The following is a 25,137-nucleotide window of genomic DNA, read 5'->3' on the forward strand; positions in this document are numbered from 1 at the left end:
CGGTGAGGGAAGGGCAGGGCGGCGGGCGGCGCGGTGACACGACAGGGACGGTCCGCGCGGAGTCCTGACGCTCCGCGCGGACCTCTGACGTCGTACTTGAGGCCCGCGCACCCTCGGCCGTCGGCACAGGGCGCACCGCACCGCCCCGGCCTACCACCGGTGCGATGCGGACCCTCTCACCGCCCGCCGCCCGCGCTCACCGTCTCGTCGCCACCGCACTCACCGGCTCGTCGGCACCGCGCTCACCCGCTCGTCGTTCCCCGCACTCACCGGCTCGTCTCCGCCCGCACCCACCGACCCGTGTCCGCGCCCCGCTCTCCGGCTCGTCTGCGCCCCGCCCTCACCGTTTCGGGGTCGCCCGCGGCACCCGCAGCGGGCGGGCGAGTCCGACCACGGCCTCGTCCAGGCGCTGCAGGTGGCGCAGCACGCGGTCGGTGATCCGGCCGTAGCGGGGGACGCCCGGGACTTTGCCGGAGTCCAGCAGCGAGGCGATGCTCGGGCCGGTCTCGATCTCCTCCGTGGAGCCGCGGTCCGCGATGTGCGCGGCGAGCACCGCGATGTTGTGCGTGATGCGGCGGCACGCCTGCCGCAGCCGCGGATCGGCGGCGATGGAGGGGTGGGTGGGCAGCAGTTCGGCGGTCGCGGCCAGCGACCGGGCGTGGTAGGCGCAGGTCTCCAGCAGCGCCAGCAGGTACTGGGCCGTGTTCCGCCGGGAGCGCAGCGGCGTGATGGGGTGGGTCAGCGGCTGCACGGCCGAGCGCAGGTCGGCCAGCGCCTGGTCCAGGTCGCGCGCCAGGTCGAGCAGGTCCGTCTGCGATCCGCCGCTGAGCTGTTCGATCGCCCGGCCGGTGACGTCGGAGAGACGGTGCAGCACGGTGCCGAGCAGTTCGTTCGTACGGCGGTCGGTGTGCACCGGCAGCACCACCGCCGCCGCGATGATCCCGCAGGCCGCACCCAGCGCCGTCTCCTCGATCCGCAGCACCAGCACCGACAGGCTGTAGGTGTGCAGCAGCGTGTACAGCAGGCCGAGCGCCGCCGTGACGAAGAACGACATCAGGGTGTACGACAGCGGGGCCGTGTAGAACATCAGGAACACGAACACCAGTACCAGTGCCAGCGCCGGCCAGGTGTGCGGACCGACCAGCCCGGCCAGCACGATACCGGCCACCACCCCGAGCACCGTGCCCAGCAGCCGCCGATAGCCCTTGACCAGGATCTCGCCCGTGGAGGAGGTGTTGATGAAGACGATCCAGCAGGTCAGCACCGCCCAGTACCAGCGCTGCGCGGACAGGAACTCGCCGCCGACGATGGCCAGCGACGAGCCGAGCGCCACCTGCACCGCGGCGCGCGTGGTGGGCCGGCGCAGCCCGGTGGGCGGCTGCTCCTTCTCCCGCTCGCTCTCCTCCGAGCCCTCGATCGAGGCGTCCTCGGCGTCCAGTTCCTCACGCGAGCGGGTGGTGGCGGGGGTGTCGTCGGACTCGTCCTGCGGGCCGCCCAGCGCGACCCTGAGCCCGAGCACCGCCCGCGCGGCCTCGCCGAGGCCGCGGAAGACGTCCTGCACGGCGACCGGGGCCGGCGGCAGGTTCTCCTCCTCGCGATAGCCGAGGAGCCGGTTGCGCACGTGCGCCATCGCGGTCCCGGTGTGCAGCCCCACGGGCCGCAGCACCAGCAGCCGCAGCGCCTGAAGGTCGCGGCGCAGCGTGTCGGTGCTCTGCTCGCGCACCGGCAGCTGCACGCCCGCGGGAGCGGGCGCGCCGGGCAGGTGCAGCGTGAGCGTGTCGGCCCGTTCGCTGCTGCGGGCACCGAGGATCAGCAGCCCCAGCCGCTCGGCGGCGATCTCGGCGCCCGCGATGCGCCGCTGGACCAGCCGGGCCACGGAGGCGTCCGTGGTGCCTTCCTCCAGCCGGCCCTGGATCATCAGCGCCGTCTCGTGCAGCCGGGCGGTGCGCTCCCGTACCGCCTCCAGGGCCTTGTCGACGTCGGCGGGCCCGGCGTCCAGCAACTCCAGCTGGGCGGACACCAGCTGGGCCAGCCGCACCCGGAACGCCTCGCGCAGCCGGTCCAGGATGCCGGCCGGGGTCTCGTGGACGATGACGAAGCGCATGCGCGCGCTGCAGCCGAACGCCACCGCGATGACCAGGTACAGCCGCGGCAGCACCGACAGCGTCGCGCCGACGAACAGGGACATGAAGTAGATCTGGAAGCCGATCAGCCCCAGCGCGTTGCCCCGGTCACCGAACCGCCGGCTGTAGACGGCGCAGAACATCAGGACGACGAAGAAGAGGTCCCCGCCCACCACGTGCGTGTTGAGCAGCGCGGCCAGCGACACCGACGCAAGCGCCACGGGCAGGCCCAGCGCCAGCGTCACGGCCTGCTGGGCACGCAGCTTCTCCCGGATGGCGAAGGTGGCGGCCATCGACGCGATCGCCCCGGCCACCAGATGCGCCACGGGCGCGCGCAGCGCCGTGAGGACGACCAGGGTCAGCGCGATCGAACCGGCCGTCCGGGAGCCCGCCGCCAGCCGCAGCAGCCCGGGATCGGATGCCGTGACGCGATCCCGCAGCCGTGCCCATACCGACCCCTCCGCCGCACTCACGCCGCCGCACTCTCTCCTGTTCCCCGTGAGGTGTTCCCCGTGATGATCCGTTCGTCCAGCATCGCACGTCACGGCCGGACCGCGCGCCGCGGCCCGGCCGTGCTCGCCGCGGGCGGGCGTCCCGCGCCGCCCCGTCTCACGTCGCGGGGCCCGCGGCCGCCCCTTCGACGCGCTGCCGCACCTGCTCCTGCGTCATGTACGCGTCCGTGTACTCGAAGTCCTTCAGCTTGGCGGGCCTGCGGGCCTGGAAACCGGTGCGCACGAAATCGTCACCGGCGATCGCGTTGAGCATCCAGTTCGTCGCCACCCGGGTCTTGGCCACGTTGGTGCGCAGCGCGGCCAGGTGATAGCCCCGGGCCACCGCCTGCGCGGGCACCCCGTGCAGCTCCACCCCCAGCGGCTTGGCCACGGCGTCCGCGCCGCCCAGGTCGACGACCAGGCCGAGGTCCTTGTGCTCATAGGGCCGCATCGGCTGGTTGCGCAAGGTGGCGATGAGGTTCTCCGCGACCCGCTTGCCCTGCCGGTGGGCGTGCTGCGCGGTCGGCGGGCACACCGCGCCGTCGCCCTTGGCCAGGTCCGGCACGGCCGCGCTGTCGCCGAGGGCGAACACCCCGTCGTAACCGGGCAGGCACATCTCCGCGGTCACCGCGAGCCGTCCCTTGACGGTCTCCGCGCCGAGGGTCTGCATCAGCGGGCTCGCCACCACGCCCGCCGTCCAGATCAGGGTGTGGGTGGGCACCACCCGGCCGTTGGTGAAGGTGACCTCCTCCGGGCCGGCCTTGGCGATGGACACCCCCAGCGAGATCTCGATGCCGCGGCGGCGCAGGTCCTCCTGGGCGGCGCGGCCGAGCTTCTCGCCCAGCTCCGGCATCAGCCGGGGCGCGATGTCGATCAGGTGCCACTTGATCAGCGACGGGTCGAGCCGCGGGTAGCGCTTGACCGCGGCGTGCGTCAGACGCTGCAGGCAGGCGGCCGTCTCGGTGCCGGCGTAGCCGCCGCCGACGACCACGAACTGCAGTCGTGCGGCGCGCTCGGCCGGATCCTCGCTGGCGTCGGCCAGGTCCAGTTGGGTGATGACGTGGTCGCGGATGTAGGCGGCCTCCGCGAGCGTCTTCATCCCGAAGGCGTGGTCCGTCAGGCCGGGGATGTCGAACGTGCGGGTGACGCTGCCGGGGGCCAGCACGATGTAGTCGTACGGCTCGTCGACGATGCGGTCGGTGATCGTGCGGATGACGCAGACCTTCGCCTTCAGGTCCACTCCGACGGCGCCGCCGGGGATGATCCGGGTGCGGTACTTCTTGCTGCGGCGCAGGGAGACGGCGATCGACTGCGGGGTGAGCACCCCGGAGGCGACCTGGGGCAGCAGCGGCAGATAGAGCTGGTAGGCGAACGGCGTCACCAGGGTGATGTCGGCCTCGTGGGGGGCGAGCCTGCGTTCCAGGCGGCGCACGCACGCCACGCCGGCGAAGCCTGCGCCCACCACCAGGATCCTGGGTCGTGTCACGGTGTTTCTTCCCTTCTGCGGCTGACGGCGGTCTGCCTCGACGTCATGCGCCTGCCCTGGATCGCCGCGTTGGCACCTCATCCATCCCGCCGCGGACACACACGCGTCGAAGACCACCATGCCCGGGTCCGGCCGGGTGCGCACCGCATACGGCCGAGCAGGGGGCAGCGGGGGTCACCCGACGCCACGGTCCGCGCACACGTGGGTTCCCCCTCTCGCGCCACCCTTGCACGGGCGAAGGACCCGGCCGCGGCACCGCGCGGCCCACCCGGGGCGCGGCCGGTGCCGCCGGTCAGCCGCGGCGCAGGCCCGCCTGCCCTGCGTCGCGGAGGTGGCACAGCAGCAGGCACACGTCGTCGTCGCGTGCGGAGTCGCTGAGCAGCGGCTCCAGGATGCGGTCCGCCGAGCCGTCCAGGTCGGCGTCCAGCTCCTCCGGACGGAACGCGCCCAGCGCCGCCGCCAGACGCTCGATGCCCGGGTCTATGCCCAGCGCGCGCCGCTCCACCAGGCCGTCGGTGTACAGCGCCAGCGTGGAGCCGCCGGACAGGCGCACGGTGTGGTCGCCGATCTCCTGCCGCAGCGGGATGCCGAGCATCGCGCCCGGCTTGGCGTCGAGCACCTCCACCGTTCCGTCCGCCCGGCGCAGCACGGGCGGCGGATGGCCCGCGGCGGCCCAGGTGACGGTGGGGTCGTCGGGCCGGAAGCGGGCGATGACCGCGGTGGCGTACAGATCGGGCTGCAGATGGTGCAGAAACGTGTGCAGCCGGGTCAGCAGCTGTCCGGGGCTGCCGCCGTCGACGGCGTACGCCCGCAGCGCGGTGCGCAGCTGGCTCATCATCACCGCCGCGTGCAGCCCGTGGCCGGTGACGTCGCCGACGACGGCGATCAGGCTGCCGTCGGGCTGGCGGAACGCGTCGTACCAGTCACCGCCGATGTTCAGCCCGTGCGTGGCCGGCAGATAGCGCGCGGCCAGCGCCAGCCCCGGGGTGGTGGGCAGGTCGGCCAGCAGCGCGCGCTGCAGCGTCTCGGCGATGTCCCGGTTGTGCTCGAAACGCCGCGCGTTGTCGATCGCGGTGCTGGCCCGCCGGGCCAGTTCGATCAGCATCACGGCGTCGTCCGGGTCCCAGCGCTCACCGGGCGGCGACAGCGTCAGCACGCCCAGCGGCGCCCGCCGGGTGGGCAGCGGGATGCACAGCAGCGGACGCGTCGGCATCAGCGCCGACGGCGGCCGGTCGTCCACTCCCGGCAGGTGGCCGGGGTGGTCGGCGGCGTACTGCGGGCGCCCGGTGCGCGCGGCGAGCACGGCGGCCGCCGGATGCGGAGCCGTCCCGCTCGGGCCGCCCTCCTGGTCGAACAGCCAGACGTCGACGCTGTCGGCGTAGCGCGGCACCAGCAGGTCCGGCAGCCGCCGCACGATCTCCTCGTGGTTGAGCGAGGCGGTCAGCACGGCGCTGGCGTCGGCCAGGAACGTCAGCCGGCGCCGGGCGTTCTCCGCTTCCGTGCGCGCCTTGCGCTCGGCGGCGAACGCCTCGCGCTGGGCCCGCCCGGCGGCGTCCAGCTCGGCGTGCAGCGCCAGCACGCCCTGGTTGGTCTGGTGCAGCTCCTCCCGGTGGAAGGCGACCAGTTCCTCCTGCTCGGCCAGCTCGCGCAGCACCACGGCGGTGTCCTCGTCGGCGCCCAGCAGCGCCTCCGCCAGGGCCGCCGGATCCGCCGGCACCTCGCCACCCGCGGCCCCCTCGGGCTCGGGGCAGGCCACCTCGATCTGCCAGGGCGGCTCCCCGGCGGCGCTCGTCTCCGGATCCGGGACCACCGTGACCCGCAGCAGCCGCGCACCGTCGCCGGGGACGACCCGCAGGCCCAGGTGCCAGGTGCCGCCCTTGGTCAGGCACTGCCGCAGCCGCGCACTGAGCGCGGTGACCAGCCGGGTGCGCTCCAGGGTCGCCACCCCGCACGCGGCGGCCAGCCGCGCCGCGGCGATACGGGCCCGCGCCGCGTCGGTGACGGTGCCGATCCGCAGGCTGTGCGTCATCTCTCCTCCGGTCGTACCGGAGCGAGCACGGCCACGGCGGGGTCGTCCCGCTCCGGACGCAGCGGGCTGCCGGCGTCCCGGACGATCACCGCGGCCGTCACCGCCGGGTCCGCCGACAGCACGGCCGGGTCGGCGGGCGGCGTCCAGCGGCTGGGCAGGCCGTCGGAGTGCAGCACGAGCAGCCGGTCGGCCGACCAGGCGAACTCGGCCGCGGGCAGCGTCGCCGGCCGGTGCGCCCCGACGATCCCGGGACGGGACAGCAGCGGCCGCCAGGTGTCGCCCTCGCGCAGCCGCGCCCCGATGTTGCCGATCCCGCAGAACCGCAGCCGCCCGGCACTCAGCTTCAACTGGGCCACGGCGACGGCCGCGCCGCGGGTGCCGCGCAGCACCGTGTCGAGGCGGCCGAGCAGTTCGGCGGGGGAGAGGTGCGGGCTGTCGTACACGGCCCGCACCGCCGCAGACGACGCCTCGGCGGCGGGCCGGCCGTGGCCCAGTCCGTCCGCCAGCATCAGGGTCACCAGGTCCCCGCAGCGCACCCAGGCCCAGGCATCGCCGGAATGATCCGCCCTCGCCAGGGGGACGTCCACCCCGCCGGCCCGCCCGGCGGGCGCGGCCGCGGCCCCCCCCACCGGTCTGCGGCGGTCGGCGGCGGGGCCGATCCGGGCCAGTGCCACCGCGCCCCGGCCGGGCACGCTGTACAGCTCGAAGTCGCCGGCGCCCCGCCGGCAGGTGCCCAGGCCGGCGCCGAGCGAACCGGCGGTGGAGAAGCCGTCCCGCGGGGCGGCGGTCACATCGGCGAGGCCCGGGCCGTGGTCGACGGCCGCGATCTGCACCGCGGACGGCTGCGGGCCGTCCCGCCGCGGCACGGGCGGGGGCACCATGTCGATGAGGACCCGGCCGCCGTGGCCGTGCTTGAGCAGATTGGTGGCCAGCTCGGTCGCCACCAGGGCGACCGAGGCGGTCCGCGACGAGGTGAGGCCGACCGCCGAGGCGGCGGCCTGCGCCGCCACCCGCGCGTCGTGCACCTGCGTGGAGTCGTTCACCGCGACGTCCCACACCCGCGGCATCAGGCCTCCCCTCGCGGTCGCGGCGGCCTGGCGACCCACGACGTCACCGTGACCGTCGTGCCCGCTCCGGGAGCGCTGTCGATGGCGAACTCGTGCACCAGCCGCCGGGCGCCGCCCAGCCCCATGCCGAGGCCGTCTCCGGAGGTGTACCCGTCGGTCAGGGCACGGTCCAGGTCCGCGATGCCCGGACCCTCGTCCCGGAAGGTCAGCCGGAGCCCGGGGACGGGCCCGTCGGTCAGCGCGGTCACCTCGATGCGTCCGCCGCCGCCGTGCACCAGGGTGTTGCGGGCCAGCTCGCTGGCCGCGGTGACCAGCTTCGTCTGGTCCACCAGGCCGAAACCGAGCTGGGCGGCCGCCTGCCGCACGTGCTGGCGCACCCACACGAGATCCATGTCGGAGGTGATCGGCAAGCAGGCCTCGACGCCTGCCGCCGTGTCCATCACGGACTCCCCAGACGCGTGCGAGCGGTGCGCAGCACCGGGTCCGTACCGCCGAACCCGCGTACGGCCTCCTCCGCGGTGAGCGCGGTGCGCAGCCCCGGCAGGGTCAGGCCCAGCTCCACCATGGTGATCGCGACCGCGGGCCGCATCCCGGCGACCACGGTCTGCGCGGCCAGCAGCTCCGCCTTCGCCGCGATCTCGGCGAGGACACGGCCGAGGAAGGAGTCGACGATCTCCACCCCGGAGACGTCGATGACCACGCCGCGGGACCGGTGGGCCGCGATGGCCTCGCCGATGTCCTGCTGGAGCTGTTCCGCCGCGCTGTCGTGCAGATCTCCCTGAAGAGTGACCAGGAGGACGTCGCCGAGCCGGAGCACCGGTACATGACCCGCGGCGTGCTGGGGGAAGCCGCCGGTCACCGCTCACCCGCACCGTGGGACGACGGGGGGACGATGTCGGCGCCCAGCTTGCGCAGGGCGTACGCGAGCGCGTCCGCCAGGGACGCACGGGTGACCACCGAGCCCAGGTCCAGACCGAGGTGGACGATGGTCTGCGCGATGGCGGGGCGGATGCCGGAGACCACGCACTCCGCGCCCATCAGCCGGGCCGCGGCGACCGTCTTCATCAGGTGCTGGGCCACCAGCGAGTCGACCGTGGGCACACCGGTGATGTCGAGGATCGCGAAGTGCGCCTGCTGCTCGACGACCGACTCCAGCAGGGTCTCCATCACGACCTGGCTGCGGGCGCTGTCCAGCGTCCCGATCAGCGGCACGGCCACGATGCCGTCCCACAGCTTGATGACCGGCGTGGCCATCTCCATCAGCTGCATCCGCTGGCGGTCTATGAGGGCCTGGTTCTCGCTGAGCGCCGCCTCCATCACGACCACCCGCAGGGTGCCCATCAGGACGGTCAGGAGGTTCGAGCGCTCCCGCAGCCTCTGCTCCGGGGCGTCCCGCAACTCGGCGACCAGCAGGTCCACCACGGGCGGTCGCAGCGCCGCCACGTCCCGCGACACCTCCGAGGGCGTCAGCCCGGCGCGGCTGCGCGCGGCGCACATCCGGACCAGCTGTTCGCGCACCTGCGAGAACCCCGCCGCCTCCGGGTCCGTGACCCGGCCCGAGGCGGCCACCTGCGCCAGGGCGTCCACCAGGGTACGGCCGGCGTCCACGGCCTCCTCACGGGAGACGGTGAACACGCTCCGGAAGAAGGTCTCGTCGGCCCACCGCTGGGCGATCTGCTCCCGGCGGCGGTGCAGGAAGTCCCCGATCTCCCGCTCCGGCACCCCGTGCTGTTCCGCCGCTTCCTGCTCCGGCACGCTGTTCCACTCCTCGTTCGCGTCGCGCCGCTTCGGCCTGTGCAGGCGAGCGGGCGATGTCACTCCTGCCGGGCCCCAACTCTAGCCGCGCCCGCACGCGGTGAAGACCAGGTCCCCGTACCCCCCGTCGGGCGCCCACGGGTCGCGGGGCCGCGCCCGCGAACGACACCGTACGACAGGCGCCGGCGTCCGCCGACCGGGGTCAGAGCTGCCCTTCGGCGGGCGCCGGCGGCGCGGCGGAGCCCTCGGGCGCAGCGGAGCGCTCCCCGTCCCGCGCGGCCGGCTCCGCGGCCTGCTCGGGCTGCCGGTCGACCAGGGCCAGGGCCTCTTCGGCGGTCTCGGAGACGGGCACCGCGATGCTGACGCCGGTCAGGTCGAGGATCCGTCGTACGGGTGGGGTGGGCGCGATGATGTGGACGCTGCCGGGCCGCTCGCGGACCTCCTGGTAGACCCGCAGGATGATGTTCATGCCCGAGGAGTCCATGAAGGGCACGCCGGTGAGGTCGCGCAGGAAGTGGCGTCGGCCGTGGTGGAGCTGATTGGCCAGGTGGGCCTGCAACTCCGTCGCGGTGTCGGCGTCCAGATAGCCCTCCACCGTGAGCAGAGCGACATCGTCCCTCGGCACGGTCACCTCGACGGACAGCGGATTTGGGGCAAGGGGCACAGGTCCCTCCACCGAGTGCTGCCCTGCGTTCCCGCGTCTCCCCGTGGACCGCGCCGTCATGCGGGCCTGGTTCGGCCGGTTCCGCAGGCCCCGCGCGCACGGTCCCGCCGGCTCCGGTCCGGACGGTCCCGCCGGACCCGCGCCGCCTCACCAGGGCAGGAAGACGTGGACGTCCTTGCCGTGCTCGTTGACCACGACGCTGACCTGGTCGGACAGGGTGTGGATCAGGTGCCAGCCGATGCCGCCGCCACCGCTGCTGGGACGGAACGGGCGCGGCTCCGGCGGCGTCCTGCTGGTGTCGCTGAGGGTCACGTGCACCCCGTCGAACGTGCGGCGCATCCGCAGCACGAACGGCCCCGGCGCGTACTGCACGGCGTTCGCGGCCAGTTCGGTGACCACGAGCAGGATGTCGTCCCAGTGCTCGGGGGCCGCGGGCAGGCAGTGCCGCGCGAGGTCGTCCAGGAACTCCTCCGCGGCCAGACGCGCACCCGTCACATGATGCAACTCGCCCGCGAAGTGCTCGGTGCGACTGGGGATCCCCTCGGTAGCCAGTGTGTCGTCCCTATGCGGCTCGCTTGCCATCTCGCCTTCCCGGCCCGGCGTGAGCAGGGCGTCCTCGTCCTTTCGTCCGCCCCTCCGTACCCCTGACTAGTTCCCGTGGGCAGGCAGCCTACGCTTCGGTGTCCGCGCCGCGGGAGCCGGCCGTCGGCCGGCCCGGGGAGCGGGCCGCGCGGGGGTGCGCGGACCGCCGGGTCAGCGGAAGACGTCGTCGGAGTCCTCCCGGCTCGCCGCCGGGTCCTCTCCGGCCGGCCGGCGGGCGACGCGGCCGCGGCGCGCGTCGTACATGGCGTCGATCTCGGCGGCGTAGCGCTCCACGATGGCGGCCCTGCGCAGCTTCATCGACGGGGTCAGCAGCCCGCCGGCCACGTCGAAGGGTTCCGGCAGCAGCCGGAAGACACGGATGGACTCCGAGCGGGACACGGCGCTGTTGGCCGCCGCCACCGCCCGGCCGATCTCCTCGCGCAGGGCGTTCTCCTCCCGCCCCTCGCGGCTCGCCGCGTCCCCGGGCAGCGCGAGCAGCGCCCGCCAGTGCGCCAGGAAGTCCGGGTCCAGCGTGATCAGCGCGCCCACGCACGGGCGGTCGTCGCCCACGACCACCGCCTGGTGGATCAGCGGGTGCATCCGCAGGCGCTGTTCCAGCAGCGCCGGGGCCCCGCTCTTGCCGCCGCTGGTGACGATGACGTCCTTCTTGCGTCCCGTGATCGTCAGATAGCCCTGCGCGTCCAGGTGCCCGAGGTCGCCGGTGGCCAGCCGGCCGTCGCGCAGCACGGCCCGGGTGGCCGCGGGGTCGCCCACGTACCCCTGGAACAGCGACGGCCCGCGCACCAGGATCTCCCCGTCGTCGGCCACCGTGATCTCGGTGCCGGGCAGGGCCTTGCCGACGGTGCCGGACTTCTCCCGGCCCAGCGGCTGCATGGTGATCCCGCCTGCGGTCTCGGTCAGCCCGTATCCGTCGTGCACGTAGATGCCGATGCCCTCGTAGAACAGGGACAGCTCGCGGCTGAGCGTGGAGCCGCCGGAGGTGGCCCGTACCACCCGGCCGCCCAGCGCCGCCCGCAGCCCGCGGTAGACCGTCCGCTCGTACACGGCGTGCCGCAGGCGCAGCCGCGGACCCGGTCCGCGGCCGCCGCCCGTGCGCTGCCGCTCCCGTGCCGCCGCGAAGGCCCGCGCGGTGGCGGCCGCCCGCTCGAACAGGGCGCCGCGGCCCGCCTGCTGGGCCGTGCGCAGGAAATTCTTGTACAGCTTCTCGAACACGGACGGCACCGCGTACAGGTACGTCGGACGAAAGGAGCGCAGTGCCGGGACGAGCGCCCGCTCGTCGAGGTCCGGCTCGTGCCCCATCAGGATGCCGCCGCGCACGCAGATGCCCTGGATCATCAGCCCGTACACGTGGGAGAACGGCAGGAAGGCGAGCACCGAGGCCTGTTCGCCGGGCGGCGCCGCCGTGTGCCCCCAGCCCGCCAGCAGCGTGTCGCACGGGCTCGCCAGCGCCCGGTGGCTCAGCGCGCACCCCAGGGCGCGGCCGCCGGTGCCGGAGGTGTAGGCGATCACGGCGGTCGCCTCCGGCGCGACGATCCGGCGCAGCGACTCCACCGTGGTCGGCGGCACCGCCGCGCCGTCCGCCACCAGCTGCTCCAGCGCTCCGGCGTCCAGCTGCCACACGTGCCGCAGCCGGGGCAGCGCCGCGCACACGGAGCCCACCGTCATCGCGCCCTGCTCGTCCTCCACGACCACGGCGACACACCCGGCGTCCCGCAGGATCCACTCGACCTGGCCGCGCGAGGAGGACGGATAGACCGGCACGACCTGGGCGCCGACCGCCCACAGCGCGTAGGACAGGACCGTCCACTCGTACCGGGTGCGGGCCATGACCGCCACCCGGTGGCCGGGGGCGATCCCGGCGGCGACCAGTCCCCGCGCCAGGGCGGAGACCTCCTCCCGCAGCGCTGCGGCGCTCACCCGCTGCCACCCGCCGTCCGGCCCGGTCCGGCGCGCCAGCACCGGCAGGTCCGGACGGGCCTCGGCGGTCGCGAAGACGCTGTCGGCCAGGCCCCCGGTCAGCGGGGGCGCGGTGGGGAGAGCGAGAGCGACGTCGGTCATGCGCTGCTCCTGCCGGTGCTACCGAGAGTGACTCCGCCGATGTGTGCCGGAGTCGGCGGGTCGAATCTAGCCCAGGCGGGACCGGTCGGACAGCGGGATACGGGGACGTGCCTGTTCTGTGATCCGGGCCGTTCGGGGAACCCGGCAACCATGAGTTACGTCAATCCGGACCCCGAACCCGATCGGACCCCCGGCCTGGAGCCCGGCGGCGGTGTACCGCCCGGCGAGACCCCGCCGGCGGAGAGCAGCATGCCCGAGGCCGGGCCCCGCGAGCCCGAGGCCACGACAAGGGGCTGGGCGAAGGCCCCCCTCACCATCATCCTCGTCCTGGTCCTGGTGGTCGCCGTCGGCTTCCTCACCTATGCCCTGGCGCTGATCCTCTGACCCGGTGTGCCGGCTCACCCCTGCGTGTGCCGCACACAGGCGGTGACGACGTCCCGCAGGCTGCCGGTCCGCTCCAGCAGTTCGCGCTGTACCCGGGCGCCGTCGCCGCGCCGCCGCAGGTCCGCGAGGGCCTCCCGGGTCCGTTCCAGGTCGCCGGTGTCCTCCAGCGCGTCGGCGATGTGGTCGAGCAGCGCCCGCACCACGACGTCGGCGGGCTCGGGCCGCATGGTCAACGGGTCGAGCAGCCTCGCGGCCGGCCCCGTCCGCGCCGCCTGCCACGCGGCCAGGCGCAGCAGGCTCACGCTGTGGTCCGCGGGCTCTATGCCCGCCCGCCACTCGCGCGCCGCGGTCTCCACCAGGCCCCGGACGAGGGTCGCCAGCAACTGGGCGGTCTCCGCGTGCAGACACACGTCGGCGACCCGGATCTCCACGGTCGGGTACCGCTCGGACAGCCGCGCGTCGAAGTACGCCATCTTCTCGTCGAGGATCCCCCCGGTGGCCACCATGCCCGCCACCCGCCGGTGGTAGCGCTCCGCCGACCCGAACAGCTCGGTCGGCCCGGCCGACGGCCAGCGGTCCCACACCCGGCTGCGGTAGCTGTGGTAACCGGTGTCCTTGCCCTGCCAGAACGGCGAGTTGGCGCTGATCGCCAGCAGTACGGGCAGCCAGGGCCGGATGCGGTCCACGACCGCGGTGCCCTCCTCGTCCGACTCCACGGACACGTGGACGTGGCAGCCGCACACGAGCTGCTCCCGGGTGGCGATGCCGTACTGCTCGGCCAGCCACTGGTAGCGGCGGTTGACGCTGATGGTGGGACTGACCGGCGGCGGCGAGGTGGCCAGCGCCGCCACCGCGCAGCCGATCTCCCCGGCCAGCCGGGCCGCCTCCTTGCGGCAGCGGACGATCTCCGCGCCCAGCTCGGTCATGTCCGTCTGGGGATGCGTGGCGAACTCCAGCATCTGCCCGTAGAGCTCTTTCTCGAACACGCCCTGGTCCGCCGCGTCCGCCTCGGCGTGCGCCAGCACCGCCGCCGACATCGCCTTCGGTTCACCGCTGTCCGGGTCGACCAGGAGGAGTTCCTCCTCCACTCCGACGGTCCGCACCTTTCGCCGCCCTTCCGGTTCTCAGCCGCGACTCCGGCCGTGTGCCGGGGTCGTAGCACCCGGCTGCCCCGGGACGGCCGACGGACACCTGGACGTGGTGCTCGTCTCCCGCCCGGCCCGGGGCGGCGGCGTGCTCAGACGGGGTACGGGGTCAGCCAGACGGTGGCCAGCGGCGGCAGCGTGAGGCGGACCTGCCCGTCCTCCGGCTTGACCGGATCGGGCTGGGTGACGCCGCTGCCGCCGTACGCCGCGGCGTCGGTGTTGAGGGCCTCGTACCAGGCGGTGATGTCGACGGGCACGTGCAGCCGGTAGTCGTGGCGCACCACGGGGGAGAAGTTGGACACCGCCAGCAGCGGGCCGCCCTGGGCGTCGTGCCGCAGGAACGCGAAGACGTTGTCGTCGGCGGCGTCCACGGCCACCCACCGGAACCCCTCCGGCCGGGTGTCGCGCTGCCACAGGGCCGGGGTGGCCCGGTAGACCCGGTTCAGGTCGCGCACCAGGTTCTGCACGCCCCGGTGGTCACCGGCCGCGCACCAGCCCTCGTCCAGCAGCCACCACTCCGGCCCGTGCTCCTCGGAGAACTCCCCGCCCTGCGCGAACTCCTGCCCCATGAACAGCAGCTGCTTGCCGGGGTGGGCCCACATGAACCCCAGGTAGGCGCGGTGGTTGGCCCGCCGCTGCCACCAGTCGCCCGGCATCTTCGACACCAGCGCCTGCTTGCCGTGCACCACCTCGTCGTGGGAGATCGGCAGCACGTAGTTCTCGCTGTAGGCGTACACCATCGCGAAGGTCATCTCGTGGTGGTGGTACTTGCGGTGCACCGGCTCCTTGCTCATGTACTGCAGCGAGTCGTGCATCCAGCCCATGTTCCACTTCAGCCCGAAGCCGGGCCCGCCGCAGTCGGTCGGCGCGGTCACCCCGCCCCAGGCGGTGGACTCCTCGGCGATCGTCACCACCCCCGGCGCCCGCCGGTAGACGGTGGCGTTCATCTCCTGCAGGAACGCCATCGCGGCCAGGTCCTCCCGGCCGCCGAACGCGTTCGGCGTCCACTGGCCGGAGTCGCGCGAGTAGTCCAGGTAGAGCATCGAGGCCACCGCGTCCACGCGCAGCCCGTCGATGTGGAACTCCTCGCACCAGTACACCGCGTTGGCGACCAGGAAGTTGCGCACCTCGGTGCGGGCGTAGTCGAACTCGTACGTGCCCCAGTCCGGATGCTCGGCCCGCTGGGCGTTGCCGGGCTCGTACAGCGGGTCGCCGTCGAAGCGGGCCAGCGCCCAGTCGTCCTTCGGGAAGTGCGCCGGCACCCAGTCCATGATCACGCCGATGCCCGCACGGTGGCAGGCGTCCACGAAGTACCGGAAGTCGTCCGGGGTGCCCAGCCGGGCCGTCGGCGCGTAGTAGGAGGTCACCTGGTAGCCCCAGGAGCCGCCGAAGGGATGCTCGGCGACCGGCATCAGCTCCACGTGCGTGAAGCCGAGGTCCTTCACGTACGCCGGCAGCTCCTCGGCCAGCTCCCGGTACGTCAGCCCCTTCCGCCAGGACGGCAGGTGCACCTCGTACACCGAGAACGGCGCCTCGTGCACCGGGGTGTCCCCGCGGTGCGCCATCCACTCGGCGTCGCCCCACTCGTGGTGCGACGCCGTCACGATCGACGCCGTGTCCGGCGGCACCTCGGTGCGCCGCGCCATCGGGTCGGCCTTCAGGAAGCGGTGGCCGTACTGCGAGGTGATCTCGAACTTGTACCGGGCGCCCTCGCCGATGCCCGGCAGGAACAGCTCCCACACGCCCGCCGCGCCCAGCGAGCGCATCGGGTACGCGGTGCCGTCCCAGTGGCAGAAGTCCCCGGCCACCCGCACCCCGCGGGCGTTGGGCGCCCACACCGTGAACCGGGTGCCCTCCACCCCCTGGTGCGTCATCGGGTGCGCGCCCAGCGCCTTCCACAGCTGCTCGTGCCGGCCCTCCCGGATCAGGTGCAGGTCGAACTCGCCGAGCGCCGGCAGGAACCGGTAGGGGTCGTGGACCTCGTACTCGTCCGGCCCGTACGCCACGACCAGCGTGTACGGGGGGATCTCCGGCAGCGGCAGCAGGACCGAGAACAGGCCCTGGCCCTCGGAGACGAGCGGGATCCGCTTGCCGCCGACCACCACGCTCACCGCGTCGGCGAACGGGCGCAGCGCCCGCACCGCGATCCCGCCCGGCACCGGATGGGCGCCGAGGAACGCGTGCGGGTCGTGGTGGGCGCCGCCGAGCAGGCGCTCACGGTCGGTGTCGGCCAGGGGCGGGGCCGCCTTCGGCGGCGCCGTCCGCGTTCCTGCCGCTGCGGGCGGGACGGGGCCGGACGGCTCGGGAAGTGACGTGTCGCGCAGTGCCACCGGTTCAGCCTCCTCTCACGGCGAGACGTTCGATCGCCGCCATCGGTACCGCGAGCCAGTCGGGGCGGTGCCGGGCCTCGTACAGCACTTCGTACACGGCACGGTCCGTCTCGTAGGCCCGCAGCAGGGCGTGTTTCTTACGGGGGTCCCAGCCGGCCAGGGAGGCGTACCCGGCGCAGTACGCCTCCCGGCAGCGGCGCGCCCACTCCGGGCGCCAGGGACGGCGCTGCCGGGCGGCGTAGTCGAAGGAGCGCAGCATGCCCGCCACGTCCCGCACCGGGGACTCGGGCAGGCGCCGCTCGGCGAGCGGACGGGACGGCTCGCCCTCGAAGTCGATCACGAACCACTCGCGTCCGGCCCGCAGCACCTGGCCCAGGTGCAGGTCGCCGTGGATGCGCTGGGCGGGCGGCCCGGCGTCGCAGCTGACGAGCGCGGCGAACGCGGTGCGCAGCCGGGCCGCGTACGGGCGCAGCGCGGCCACGCTCTGGGTGGCCGCCTCCAGCCGCTCGGTCATCGCCGCCGCCGTCCGTGCGGTCTGCCGGTGCCCGCCGGTCGGGAAGGCGTCGGCCAGCGCCAGGTGCACCTCGGCGGTGGCCTGCCCGAGCTGGTGCGCCTGGGCGGTGAAGTCGTCACCGGTGGCCAGCGCGCGCAGGGCCAGCGTCCAGCCGTCGGCCGCGTCCGGCAGGAACGGCTGCAGCACCCCGAGCGTGGCCGCCTCCGGCTGCGCGGTGCGCAGCCAGGCCACCGGGGCGGGCACGCGGCTGCAGCCCTGCCGGGCCAGCGCCCAGGGCACCTCCAGGTCCGGGTTGACACCCGGCTGGATCCGGCGGAACACCTTCAGGATGAACTCGTCGCCGTACACGATCGAGGAGTTGGACTGCTCGGCGTCCAGCAGCCGCGGCACCAGACCGCCCGGGATCAGCACGGACGGGTCGGCCTCGAAGCGCAGCGGCCCGGCCACCCCGGGGTGGCGCAGCCGCTCCAGCAGCAACTGCGCCGACCGCGGGTCGCACAGCGCGTCGTAGACCGCCAGGCCCGCCAGCGGCCCCTGCACCGGTCGGCCGATGAACGCCCGGTGCAGGCGCGGCGCCAGCTCCTGCCGCACGCCCAGCAGCAGCTGGTAGCAGTCCGCGGTCGGAGGCGCGGAGGTGCCGGCCGGCGCGGGGACGCCGCCGTGGCCGCCGGTGACGCCCGCGTGCTCGGCGTGGACCAGCAGATGCAGGCAGCCGGGGAACAGCTCCGTCATCGACAGCAGCCGCAGATCGGTGACGGGCCGGTCCTTGCCGGCGAACCACCGTTGGCGCGGCAGCCAGTCGCGCAACAGCGACCCGAGCGAGGCCATCGGCCCGGCCAGGTGCGTGGTGCCCGGCTGGAGGGATGCGGTCTTCGGCATGGTCACGCCTCCTTTCGTCGGCCGCAGGGTGGTCAGACTCGTCGGCCGATCCGGGATGCGACTTTGGTGAGCCGGAACCAGTAGAAGCCGTGTCCCGCGAGGGTCAGCAGATAGGGGAGTTCACCGATGGCGGGGAAGCGGACCCCGCCGATCAGCTCGACCGGGTGCCGTCCGTCGAAGGCGCTCAGGTCGAGTTCGGTGGGCTGGGCGAACCGGGAGAAGTTGTTCACGCACAGCACCAGGTCGTCCTTGTACTCGCGCAGGAAGGCGATCACCGCCGGGTTGGAGGACTGCAGTTCGGTGTAGGAGCCGAGTCCGAAGGCGGGGTTCTGCTTGCGGATCTCGATCATGCGGCGGGTCCAGTGCAGCAGCGAGGAGCCTTCACCACGCTGGCCGACGAACTGCACGCCATCGAGCAGTACCTCTCCCTGGCCCGGGCCCGCTTCGGCGACCGTCTCGCCGTCACCCTGCAGATCGCTCCCGAGGTGCTGCCCGTCGCCCTGCCAGGCGAGGACCAGGAACAGGGCGGGCACGAGCAGCGCGGTCAGTTTCAGCCAGTACTGGAACGCCTGGACGAAGGTGATGCTGCGCATGCCGCCCGCGGCGACGGTGGCCACCACGACGACGGCGACGATCAGCGCGCCGAGCGCGTCGGGTGCCCCGGTGAGCACCGCCAGGGTCAGCCCGGCGCCCTGCAGCTGGGGCAGCAGGTACAGCCAGCCGACGCCGACGACGAAGGCGCCGGCGAGCCGCCGGACGCCCTGGGAGGCGAGCCGGGCCTCGGCGAAGTCGGGCAGGGTGTAGGCGCCGGAGCGACGCAGCGGGGCGGCGACGAACAGCAGCAGCACCAGGTAGCCGGCGGTGTAGCCGACCGGGTACCACAGCATGTCGGGGCCTTGCAGCAGCACCAGGCCGGCGATGCCGAGGAAGGAGGCGGCGGAGAGGTACTCGCCGCTGATGGCGGCGGCGTTCAGGCGGGGGCCGACGGTGCGGGAGGCGACGTAGAAGTCGGAGGTGGTGCGGGAGATGCGCAGGCCGAAGGCGCCGACGAAGGCGGTGGCCACGGCGACCAGGGCGACGGCGGGGACGGTGTAGGCGGAATTCACGGCGGCGGTCCTCGGCGGGTCGGCTGTTCTCGGGCGGTCCCCGGCTGTCCTCGGCGGGTCTCAGCGGTCCTCGACGAGGCGGACGAAGTCGCGTTCGTTGCGTTCGGCGCGGCGCACGTACCAGCGGGCGAGCAGCACCAGCGGACCGTACAGGCAGAAGCCGAGGACCACCCAGGTCAGGCGGCGGGCCTGAGGGGCGGCGGCGAACACCAGCGGCAACGGTCCGACCAGCAGCACCAGCACCGCGAACACGGTGAGGGCGGCGCGCAGCTGACTGCGGATCAGGGAGCGGACGTAGGTGTGGCCGAGGGTGGTCTGCTCGGCTATCTCGGTGCGCGGCCGGGCCTGGCCCGGGACCCGGCGGGCGCGGCGCGGCGGGCCGGTGACGACGACCCGGCGTTCGGTGGGATCCTGCGGCATCGGGTGACGTCCCTTCAGCGGGCGGGCCGGCGCATCAGCAGCTCCCTCAGCTCGCGCGCGTGGCGGCGGCTGACCTGCAGTTCCTCGCTGCCGACCAGCACGCTGACCGAGCCGGCGTCGAGGCGGAGTTCGGCGATGTGGCGCAGGGCGACGAGGTGGCGGCGGTGGATGCGGACGAAGCCGCGGGCGCGCCAGCGTTCCTCCAGCGTGGACAGCGGGATGCGCACGAGGTGGGAGCCGTGGGCGGTGTGCAGGCGGGCGTAGTCGCCCTGCGCCTCGACGTGGGTGATGTCGTCCACGGCGACGAAGCGGGTGACGCCGCCGAGTTCGACGGGCAGCTGGTCGGGGTCGGGTTCGCTGACGGGGATCCGCGGGGCCGTCTCGCGCAGCCGGTCGGCGCGGCGGACGGCTTCCGCGAGCCGTTCGGTGCGCACGGGTTTGAGGACGTAGTCGACTGCCTTGAGGTCGAAGGCCTGCACGGCGAAGTCCTCGTGTGCGGTGACGAAGACGATCAGCGGCGGCGCGGCGAACCCGGTGAGCAGCCGGGCCAGGTCCAGGCCGTCCAGGCCGGGCATCTGGATGTCGAGGAAGACGACGTCGAGGGCGTCGGGCCCGCCCGGCCCCGATTGCAGGGCCCGGTTGATGCGGCGCAGCGCCTCGGTGGCGTCGCCGGCGCCCTCCACCGAGGCGATCCGTGGGTCGGCGCCGAGCAGGTAGAGCAGTTCCTCCAGCGAGGGGCGTTCGTCGTCGACGGCGAGGGCGCGCAGCATGAACGTGGAGTGTAGGGGTGAACGGCGAGCGTGCACACGGGCCGGGCGAGGACGGTCGCGCGCGCGACGGCGCTGGATACAGTGCCCACATGAACAGCAGGCCGGCCCCGTTCGACGACCTCGACCGGAAGATCCTCACCGCGCTGATGGCGAACGCCCGCAGGAGTTTCGCCGAGATCGGCGCGGAGATCGGCCTGTCCGCGACGGCGGTCAAGCGCCGCGTGGACCGGCTGCGGGAGGCGGGGGTGATCACCGGGTTCACGGCCACGGTGAAGCCGTCGGCGCTGGGCTGGCGCACGGAGGCGTACGTGGAGGTGTACTGCGAGGGCGCGGCGCCGCCCCGGCGACTGGCGGAGGTGGTGCGCAACCATCCGGAGATCACGGCGGCGATGACCGTGACCGGCGGCGCGGACGCGCTGCTGCACGTGCGGGCGCGGGACGTGGCGCACTTCGAGGAGGTGCTGGAGCGGATCCGCACCGAGCCGTTCATCCGCAAGACGATCAGCGTGATGGTGCTGTCCCATCTGCTGCCCGAGAGCCCGGAGGCGGGCGCCAGCCACGCCGCCCCCGAGGAGGACGCAGCAGAGCTGCGCTGAGCGGTCCGAAGACGCAGCAATGCTGCTCGGACACGCAGCTTTCGTTCCTTGTCGCGCGTATCCGTCGCTTCCTACCGTGGTGTCAACCCTCAGACGACACCAGGAAGCGGAGGAACCCCTTCGTGCCCGAGTCCCGTGTGCCGCGCCGGCGGCGCTTTCTCGTCTGCGAACCCAGACACTTCGCCGTGCAGTACGCGATCAACCCGTGGATGCATCCCGACCGTCCCGTCGACGTCGGCCGCGCCCAGGCCCAGTGGAAGGCGCTGGTCGACGCCTACCGTGCGCACGGGCACACCGTGGAGACGGTGGAGCCGGTGCCCGGCCTGCCGGACATGGTCTTCGCCGCCAACGCGGCGGTGAGCGTGGGCGGCCGTGTGTTCGGCTCCCTGTTCAAGGCGCCCGAGCGGCGCCGGGAGTCCCTTCCCTACGACACGTGGTTCAAGTCGGCCGGCTTCGACGTCTACCGTCCGGAGTCGCTGTGCGAGGGCGAGGGCGACTTCGTGCCGGCCGGCCGCTGGATCCTGGCCGGCACCGGCTTCCGCACCACCCGTGCGGCCCACCAGGAGGCGCAGGAGTACCTGGGCGTGGCCGTGATCGGCCTGACCCTGGTCGACCCGTACTTCTATCACCTGGACACGGCCCTGTTCGTCCTGGGTGACGAGGACGGTGCGCAGAACATCGCCTACTACCCGGAGGCGTTCTCGCCCGGCAGCCGCGAGGTGCTGGCCCGGCTCTACCCGGACGCGGTGATCGCCACCCGCGAGGACGCGATGGCCTTCGGGCTCAACTCCGTCAGCGACGGACGGCACGTCTTCGTCTCGCCCGGCGCGACCGCCCTGATCGACCAGCTCGCCGACCGCGGTTACGTCCCCGTCCCCGTCGACCTGTCCGAGTTCCACAAGGCCGGCGGCGGCATCAAGTGCTGCACCCAGGAGATCCGCTCATGACCGCACCCGTCCGCACCCGTACCTCCGAGGAACTGATCCGGGCCGAGGAGCCGGTCCTCGCGCACAACTACCACCCGCTGCCCGTCGTCGTCGCCCGCGCGGAGGGCGCCTGGGTGGAGGACGTCGAGGGCCGCCGCTACCTCGACATGCTGGCCGGCTACTCGGCGCTGAACTTCGGGCACCGCCACCCGGCGCTGATCGACGCCGCCCACGCCCAGCTCGACCGGCTCACCCTGACCTCCCGGGCCTTCCACAACGACCGGCTCGCGGAGTTCGCCGAGCGGCTGGCGCGGCTGACGGGGCAGGACATGGTGCTCCCGATGAACACGGGTGCCGAGGCGGTGGAGAGCGGCATCAAGGTCGCCCGCAAGTGGGCGTACGAGGTCAAGGGCGTCCCCGCCGACCGGGCGACGATCGTGGTCGCCGACGGCAACTTCCACGGCCGCACCACGACCGTCGTCAGCTTCTCCACGGACGAGACGGCACGGTCGGGCTTCGGGCCGTTCACACCGGGCTTCCGGATCGTCCCCTACAACGACCTGGCCGCACTCGAGGCCGCGATCGACGAGACGACGGCGGCCGTGCTGATCGAGCCGATCCAGGGCGAGGCGGGCGTGATCGTCCCCGACGACGGCTATCTCGCCGGGGTCCGGGAGCTGACCCGCCGGGCCGGGTGCCTGTTCGTCGCCGACGAGATCCAGTCGGGCCTGGGCCGCACCGGGCGCACCCTCGCCGTCGAGCACGAGAACGTGGTGCCGGACGTGGTGCTGCTCGGCAAGGCGCTGGGCGGCGGCATCGTGCCGGTGTCGGCGGTGGTGGGCCGCCGGGAGGTGCTCGGGGTGCTGCGGCCGGGCGAGCACGGGTCGACGTTCGGCGGCAACCCGCTGGCCGCGGCGGTCGGCACGGCGGTGGTGGAGCTGCTGGAGACCGGTGAGTTCCAGCTCCGGGCCGCCGAGCTGGGCGCGGTGCTGCGCGAGGAGCTGGACGCGCTGCTCGGCCGGGGCGTGGTCGCCTTCCGCGCGCGCGGGCTGTGGGCGGGGGTGGACGTGGATCCGGCCATCGGCACCGGCCGGGAGATCAGCGAGCGGCTGATGCGGGAGGGCATCCTCGTCAAGGACACCCACGGGTCCACGATCCGGCTGGCTCCGCCGCTGACCGTGACGGAGGCCGAACTGCGCGCGGCGCTCGCGTCGTTGGCGAAGGTGCTGGCCGCCTGAGGGCGGCCGCCGGGCCCTGCCGGGCGGTCCGGCGGACAGCACGAGGACGGCCGGGGTGCCGTGGACCGGCTCCCCGGCCGTCCGGCCGTTCGAGCAGGGTTACTCGTTGGGCTTCGCGGCGCTGATGTCGCCGAGCGCCGACTCGGGGTCGCGTTCGATGGCGATGTCGCCGATGGACACGATCCCCACGGGGTGGCCGTGGTCGATGACCGGCACACGGCGCACGGCGTGCTCCCGCATCAGCCGCACCGCCTGGTCGACCTCCTCGTCGGGGGTCACGGTGAACAGGTCGCCGCTGCACGCCGAGGCGACGGTGCGCTCGTCGGGGTCACCGCCCTCCGCCAGCGCCCGCACCACCAGGTCACGGTCGCTGACCAGGCCGCGCAGCTCGTCTCCCTCGGTCACCAGGACGACCCCGATGTCCTCGTCGCGCATCTTCTGGGCCACCGCCGTCACCGAGGTCTGCGGCTCCACCGTCACCAACTGGCTGGTCATGATGTCGCGGACGTGCTGAGCCATGACGCCTCCCTTCGTCCGGTCCTGCGGTGCGGTCCACCGCACGTGCCCTCGCCGGGTACCCGGCCGGGACACCGCCGCACCTGCCGAGCCGGGCCGGTACGCCCACTCGTTGGCGGCGCGTGATGGGGGTACCCGGCCCGCTGACGGCACTTCCTGAGGAGATGACTTCCGATGTTGCTTCTTGGCCTGCTCCTCCTCGCGGCCGCGGGTGCGTTCACCGGTCTGGCCATCGCCGGCAATCTGACGGGCGGACCCCAGTACACGGTGTCGATACTCGGCAATCACATCGTCACGCTGAACGTCCTCGCCATCTTCGCGTCCGGGCTCGCGCTCGCCCTCATCTTCTGCCTGGGCCTGTCCCTGATGGCCGCCTCCGCGACACACCGCCGGCACCACCGGGTCGCCGGGCGCTACGGCCGCACGGGCGGTGGGCCGATGGACGAGACGACGGGCCGGGACGGCCGCGGCCGCCGCTGACCGGCGCCGCCCGGCCCAAAGCGCCCGGGGCCGCAGCCGTCAGTGGTAGGCGTGCACCACCGCGTGTCCCTTGCCCCGGCCGATCATCCACCGGTTGACCGGCGTGGTCACCACGAACGCAAGGGCGAGGGACACCACGAGCGAGACCCAGAACAGGGCGTCGGCGAGGCCGGCGTCCATGGCGCCGGGCACGCCCACCATCACCGTGTTGTCGATCAGTTCCATCACCGCGATGGACACTGTGTCGGCGGCCAGGGCGACCTTGAGCGCCTGCCGCAGCGGAAGTCCGGCGCGGATCACGCCGCGCATGGTCAGCGCGTAGCCGAAGACGAAGGCGAGCGCGACCGAGACGACGACGGTGGCCGCGTTGTGCAGACCGGCCGCGGTGCCGACGACCATGCCGAGCACCTCGCCGATCGCGCAGCCGGTGAGGCAGTGCAGCGTGGCCAGCGCGGCCATGCGCCAGGAGGTGCCGGCGCCGTGGCCCGCCCGATGGTGACCCTCGTGAGCGTGGCCCTCGTGCTGGTGGCCCTGGTGTTGGTGTTCGTGGTGCCGGTGCTCGTCGTGCTGGTGTGCCGAGTGGGTCGTCATGGCTCTCCCCCTGTCCCTGAGGACGATGACCGGATCGTCACCGACCAGAACCATATACCCCCTGGGGGTATTCCCATGCGGTCCGGATGCGGCCGTCCTCCGGGGCGGCCGAGCGAGCGGCCGCCCCGGAGGACCGGTGACCTACTGGTCGCCCAGCATCTTCTTCATCTCGGTGATCTCCGCCGACTGCGAGGCGACGATCGACTTCGCCATCGCCCGGGCCGGGCCGTAGGCGCCGTCGGCCTGCTCGGTGCGCGCCATCGTGAGCGCGCCCTCGTGGTGGCCGACCATCATCCGCAGGAACGCCCGGTCGAAGGCGTCACCGGACAGCTTCTCCAGCCCGCTCATCTCCGAGTCGGACATCATGCCGGGCATCGGCGAGGCGGAGTGGCCCGCGCCCGAGTGGTCCATGCCGGGCATCCCGGGCATGTCCGCCATGCCGGTGGCGTCGGCGTCCGGGACCGGTGCGCCCCAGGCCCTCAGCCAGCCGGTCATGGTGGTGATCTCCGGGTCCTGGGCCTTCCTGATCCGCGCGGCGAGGTCCTTGACCTGCTGGGACTTCGCCCGCGTCGGGGCCAGGTCCGCCATGGCGACGGCCTGCCGGTGGTGCGGGATCATCTGCTGCGCGAACGAGACGTCCTGGGCGTTGTGGCCGCTGTGCCCGGTGGGCGTGGCCGGACCGGAGTCGGACGGCTGCGCGGAGGCGCTGGTGCCGTGACCGGAGTGGCCGGCCGGGGAGGACCCGCTCCCGCCGCCGCAGGCGGTGAGCACCACGGCGGCGGTCACGGCCGCGGCCGTGGCGGTGGCCCGGCCGAGCAGGGTACGGCGGAGCGGGAAGGGACGAGTGTGGGAGGGACGGGTTGCCATGGGTGTGCAGCTCCTTGAAAGGCCCGCGTGCGGGCACGCGGGAAGGACGGATCGAGAGACGGACCGGAGCACGCCACCCCGGGGCGGGGTGGCGTGCTC

General features: G+C 73.7%; 23 protein-coding genes and 3 pseudogenes. 6 read left to right on the forward strand and 20 right to left on the reverse strand.

The window, feature by feature from the left end; translation table 11 throughout:
• Positions 1–340: 340 nt before the first annotated feature.
• The 10 genes from GV126_RS02940 to GV126_RS02985 form a co-directional block, all read right to left on the reverse strand.
• Positions 341–2,596, reverse strand: a complete 2,256-nt coding sequence (locus tag GV126_RS02940) for an FUSC family protein (protein WP_438947825.1) — start codon at positions 2,594–2,596, stop codon at positions 341–343.
• A gap of 136 nt (positions 2,597–2,732) precedes the next feature.
• Positions 2,733–4,181, reverse strand: a complete 1,449-nt coding sequence (locus tag GV126_RS02945; RefSeq protein WP_159662420.1) for an NAD(P)/FAD-dependent oxidoreductase — start codon at positions 4,179–4,181, stop codon at positions 2,733–2,735.
• A 211-nt stretch (positions 4,182–4,392) separates the two neighbouring features.
• Positions 4,393–6,129, reverse strand: coding sequence for a PP2C family protein-serine/threonine phosphatase (locus GV126_RS02950; protein ID WP_159662422.1), 1,737 nt, complete (start codon positions 6,127–6,129; stop codon positions 4,393–4,395).
• On the reverse strand, positions 6,126–7,196 hold the full coding sequence (locus GV126_RS02955) for an ATP-binding SpoIIE family protein phosphatase (protein WP_159662424.1): 1,071 nt from the start codon (positions 7,194–7,196) through the stop codon (positions 6,126–6,128). Before GV126_RS02955 ends, GV126_RS02950 begins: the two co-directional genes overlap by 4 nt.
• Positions 7,196–7,636 carry an anti-sigma regulatory factor gene (locus tag GV126_RS02960; protein WP_159662426.1) on the reverse strand — a complete coding sequence of 147 codons (441 nt, stop codon included), beginning with the start codon at positions 7,634–7,636 and terminating at the stop codon, positions 7,196–7,198. The genes GV126_RS02955 and GV126_RS02960 overlap by 1 nt, the downstream gene beginning before the upstream one ends.
• On the reverse strand, positions 7,636–8,055 hold the full coding sequence (locus GV126_RS02965; RefSeq protein WP_159662428.1) for an STAS domain-containing protein: 420 nt from the start codon (positions 8,053–8,055) through the stop codon (positions 7,636–7,638). Before GV126_RS02965 ends, GV126_RS02960 begins: the two co-directional genes overlap by 1 nt.
• On the reverse strand, positions 8,052–8,951 hold the full coding sequence (locus GV126_RS02970; protein ID WP_159662430.1) for an STAS domain-containing protein: 900 nt from the start codon (positions 8,949–8,951) through the stop codon (positions 8,052–8,054). The genes GV126_RS02965 and GV126_RS02970 overlap by 4 nt, the downstream gene beginning before the upstream one ends.
• A 202-nt stretch (positions 8,952–9,153) precedes the next feature.
• Positions 9,154–9,615, reverse strand: coding sequence for an STAS domain-containing protein (locus GV126_RS02975; protein WP_159662432.1), 462 nt, complete (start codon positions 9,613–9,615; stop codon positions 9,154–9,156).
• A 147-nt stretch (positions 9,616–9,762) separates the two neighbouring features.
• On the reverse strand, positions 9,763–10,197 hold the full coding sequence (locus GV126_RS02980; RefSeq protein ID WP_159662434.1) for an ATP-binding protein: 435 nt from the start codon (positions 10,195–10,197) through the stop codon (positions 9,763–9,765).
• A 171-nt stretch (positions 10,198–10,368) separates the two neighbouring features.
• Positions 10,369–12,276, reverse strand: a complete 1,908-nt coding sequence (locus GV126_RS02985) for an AMP-dependent synthetase/ligase (protein WP_159662436.1) — start codon at positions 12,274–12,276, stop codon at positions 10,369–10,371.
• 150 nt (positions 12,277–12,426) lie between these two features.
• Here GV126_RS02985 and GV126_RS02990 point away from each other — a divergent pair, with 150 nt between their 5' ends.
• Positions 12,427–12,660 carry a DUF6480 family protein gene (locus GV126_RS02990; protein ID WP_159662438.1) on the forward strand — a complete coding sequence of 78 codons (234 nt, stop codon included), beginning with the start codon at positions 12,427–12,429 and terminating at the stop codon, positions 12,658–12,660.
• Positions 12,661–12,674: 14 nt separating this feature from the next.
• On the opposite strand, the gene GV126_RS02995 is transcribed toward GV126_RS02990, so the two are convergent.
• The 4 genes and pseudogenes from GV126_RS02995 to GV126_RS03010 all read right to left on the reverse strand — a co-directional run.
• Positions 12,675–13,763 carry a glutamate--cysteine ligase 2 gene (locus GV126_RS02995; RefSeq protein WP_159662440.1) on the reverse strand — a complete coding sequence of 363 codons (1,089 nt, stop codon included), beginning with the start codon at positions 13,761–13,763 and terminating at the stop codon, positions 12,675–12,677.
• 134 nt (positions 13,764–13,897) lie between these two features.
• The gene (glgB, locus tag GV126_RS03000; protein ID WP_159662442.1) at positions 13,898–16,135 is read right to left on the reverse strand and encodes a 1,4-alpha-glucan branching enzyme; all 2,238 of its coding nucleotides are present in this window, start codon (positions 16,133–16,135) and stop codon (positions 13,898–13,900) included.
• A 4-nt stretch (positions 16,136–16,139) separates the two neighbouring features.
• The gene (locus tag GV126_RS03005; protein ID WP_159662445.1) at positions 16,140–17,528 is read right to left on the reverse strand and encodes a maltokinase N-terminal cap-like domain-containing protein; all 1,389 of its coding nucleotides are present in this window, start codon (positions 17,526–17,528) and stop codon (positions 16,140–16,142) included.
• 32 nt (positions 17,529–17,560) lie between these two features.
• Positions 17,561–17,905: pseudogene (locus GV126_RS03010) on the reverse strand (alpha-glucosidase C-terminal domain-containing protein); the annotation flags it as partial.
• On the opposite strand from GV126_RS03010, the pseudogene GV126_RS03015 reads away from it, so the two are divergent.
• Positions 17,903–18,034 (forward strand): annotated as a pseudogene (locus GV126_RS03015) (sensor histidine kinase); the annotation flags it as partial. The pseudogenes GV126_RS03010 and GV126_RS03015 overlap by 3 nt on opposite strands.
• Here GV126_RS03015 and GV126_RS03020 read toward each other — a convergent pair.
• From GV126_RS03020 to GV126_RS03030, 3 genes and pseudogenes are all read right to left on the reverse strand, one after another.
• Positions 18,020–18,634, reverse strand: a pseudogene (locus GV126_RS03020) (sodium:solute symporter family transporter); the annotation flags it as partial. The pseudogenes GV126_RS03015 and GV126_RS03020 overlap by 15 nt on opposite strands.
• A gap of 60 nt (positions 18,635–18,694) precedes the next feature.
• The gene (locus GV126_RS03025) at positions 18,695–19,054 is read right to left on the reverse strand and encodes a hypothetical protein (protein ID WP_159662447.1); all 360 of its coding nucleotides are present in this window, start codon (positions 19,052–19,054) and stop codon (positions 18,695–18,697) included.
• 14 nt (positions 19,055–19,068) lie between these two features.
• Complete coding sequence (locus GV126_RS03030) at positions 19,069–19,824, reverse strand: LytR/AlgR family response regulator transcription factor (protein ID WP_159662449.1); 756 nt, start codon at positions 19,822–19,824, stop codon at positions 19,069–19,071.
• Between the two features lie 89 nt (positions 19,825–19,913).
• On the opposite strand from GV126_RS03030, the gene GV126_RS03035 reads away from it, so the two are divergent.
• From GV126_RS03035 to rocD, 3 genes are all read left to right on the forward strand, one after another.
• The gene (locus tag GV126_RS03035; protein ID WP_028423245.1) at positions 19,914–20,420 is read left to right on the forward strand and encodes an Lrp/AsnC family transcriptional regulator; all 507 of its coding nucleotides are present in this window, start codon (positions 19,914–19,916) and stop codon (positions 20,418–20,420) included.
• A gap of 122 nt (positions 20,421–20,542) precedes the next feature.
• Positions 20,543–21,367: a dimethylargininase gene (gene ddaH, locus GV126_RS03040; RefSeq protein WP_159662451.1), complete on the forward strand. Its 825-nt coding sequence runs from the start codon at positions 20,543–20,545 to the stop codon at positions 21,365–21,367.
• Positions 21,364–22,584: an ornithine--oxo-acid transaminase gene (gene rocD, locus GV126_RS03045; protein ID WP_159662453.1), complete on the forward strand. Its 1,221-nt coding sequence runs from the start codon at positions 21,364–21,366 to the stop codon at positions 22,582–22,584. The genes ddaH and rocD overlap by 4 nt, the downstream gene beginning before the upstream one ends.
• A 99-nt stretch (positions 22,585–22,683) precedes the next feature.
• Here rocD and GV126_RS03050 read toward each other — a convergent pair whose 3' ends face one another.
• The gene (locus tag GV126_RS03050; RefSeq protein ID WP_028423242.1) at positions 22,684–23,103 is read right to left on the reverse strand and encodes a CBS domain-containing protein; all 420 of its coding nucleotides are present in this window, start codon (positions 23,101–23,103) and stop codon (positions 22,684–22,686) included.
• Between the two features lie 171 nt (positions 23,104–23,274).
• Between GV126_RS03050 and GV126_RS03055 the strand changes: the two genes are divergently transcribed.
• The gene (locus GV126_RS03055) at positions 23,275–23,580 is read left to right on the forward strand and encodes a hypothetical protein (RefSeq protein ID WP_159662454.1); all 306 of its coding nucleotides are present in this window, start codon (positions 23,275–23,277) and stop codon (positions 23,578–23,580) included.
• A gap of 39 nt (positions 23,581–23,619) precedes the next feature.
• Here the strand turns inward: GV126_RS03055 and GV126_RS03060 are convergent, their stop codons facing one another.
• A complete protein-coding gene (locus GV126_RS03060) occupies positions 23,620–24,171 on the reverse strand; it encodes a DUF4396 domain-containing protein (protein WP_185946839.1) in 552 nt (183 codons plus the stop codon).
• 141 nt (positions 24,172–24,312) lie between these two features.
• On the reverse strand, positions 24,313–25,038 hold the full coding sequence (locus GV126_RS03065; protein WP_159662455.1) for a DUF305 domain-containing protein: 726 nt from the start codon (positions 25,036–25,038) through the stop codon (positions 24,313–24,315).
• Positions 25,039–25,137 lie beyond the last annotated feature (99 nt).

It is taken from the genome of Streptomyces mexicanus, assembly GCF_902506575.1.
GTDB lineage: Bacteria > Actinomycetota > Actinomycetes > Streptomycetales > Streptomycetaceae > Streptomyces > Streptomyces mexicanus.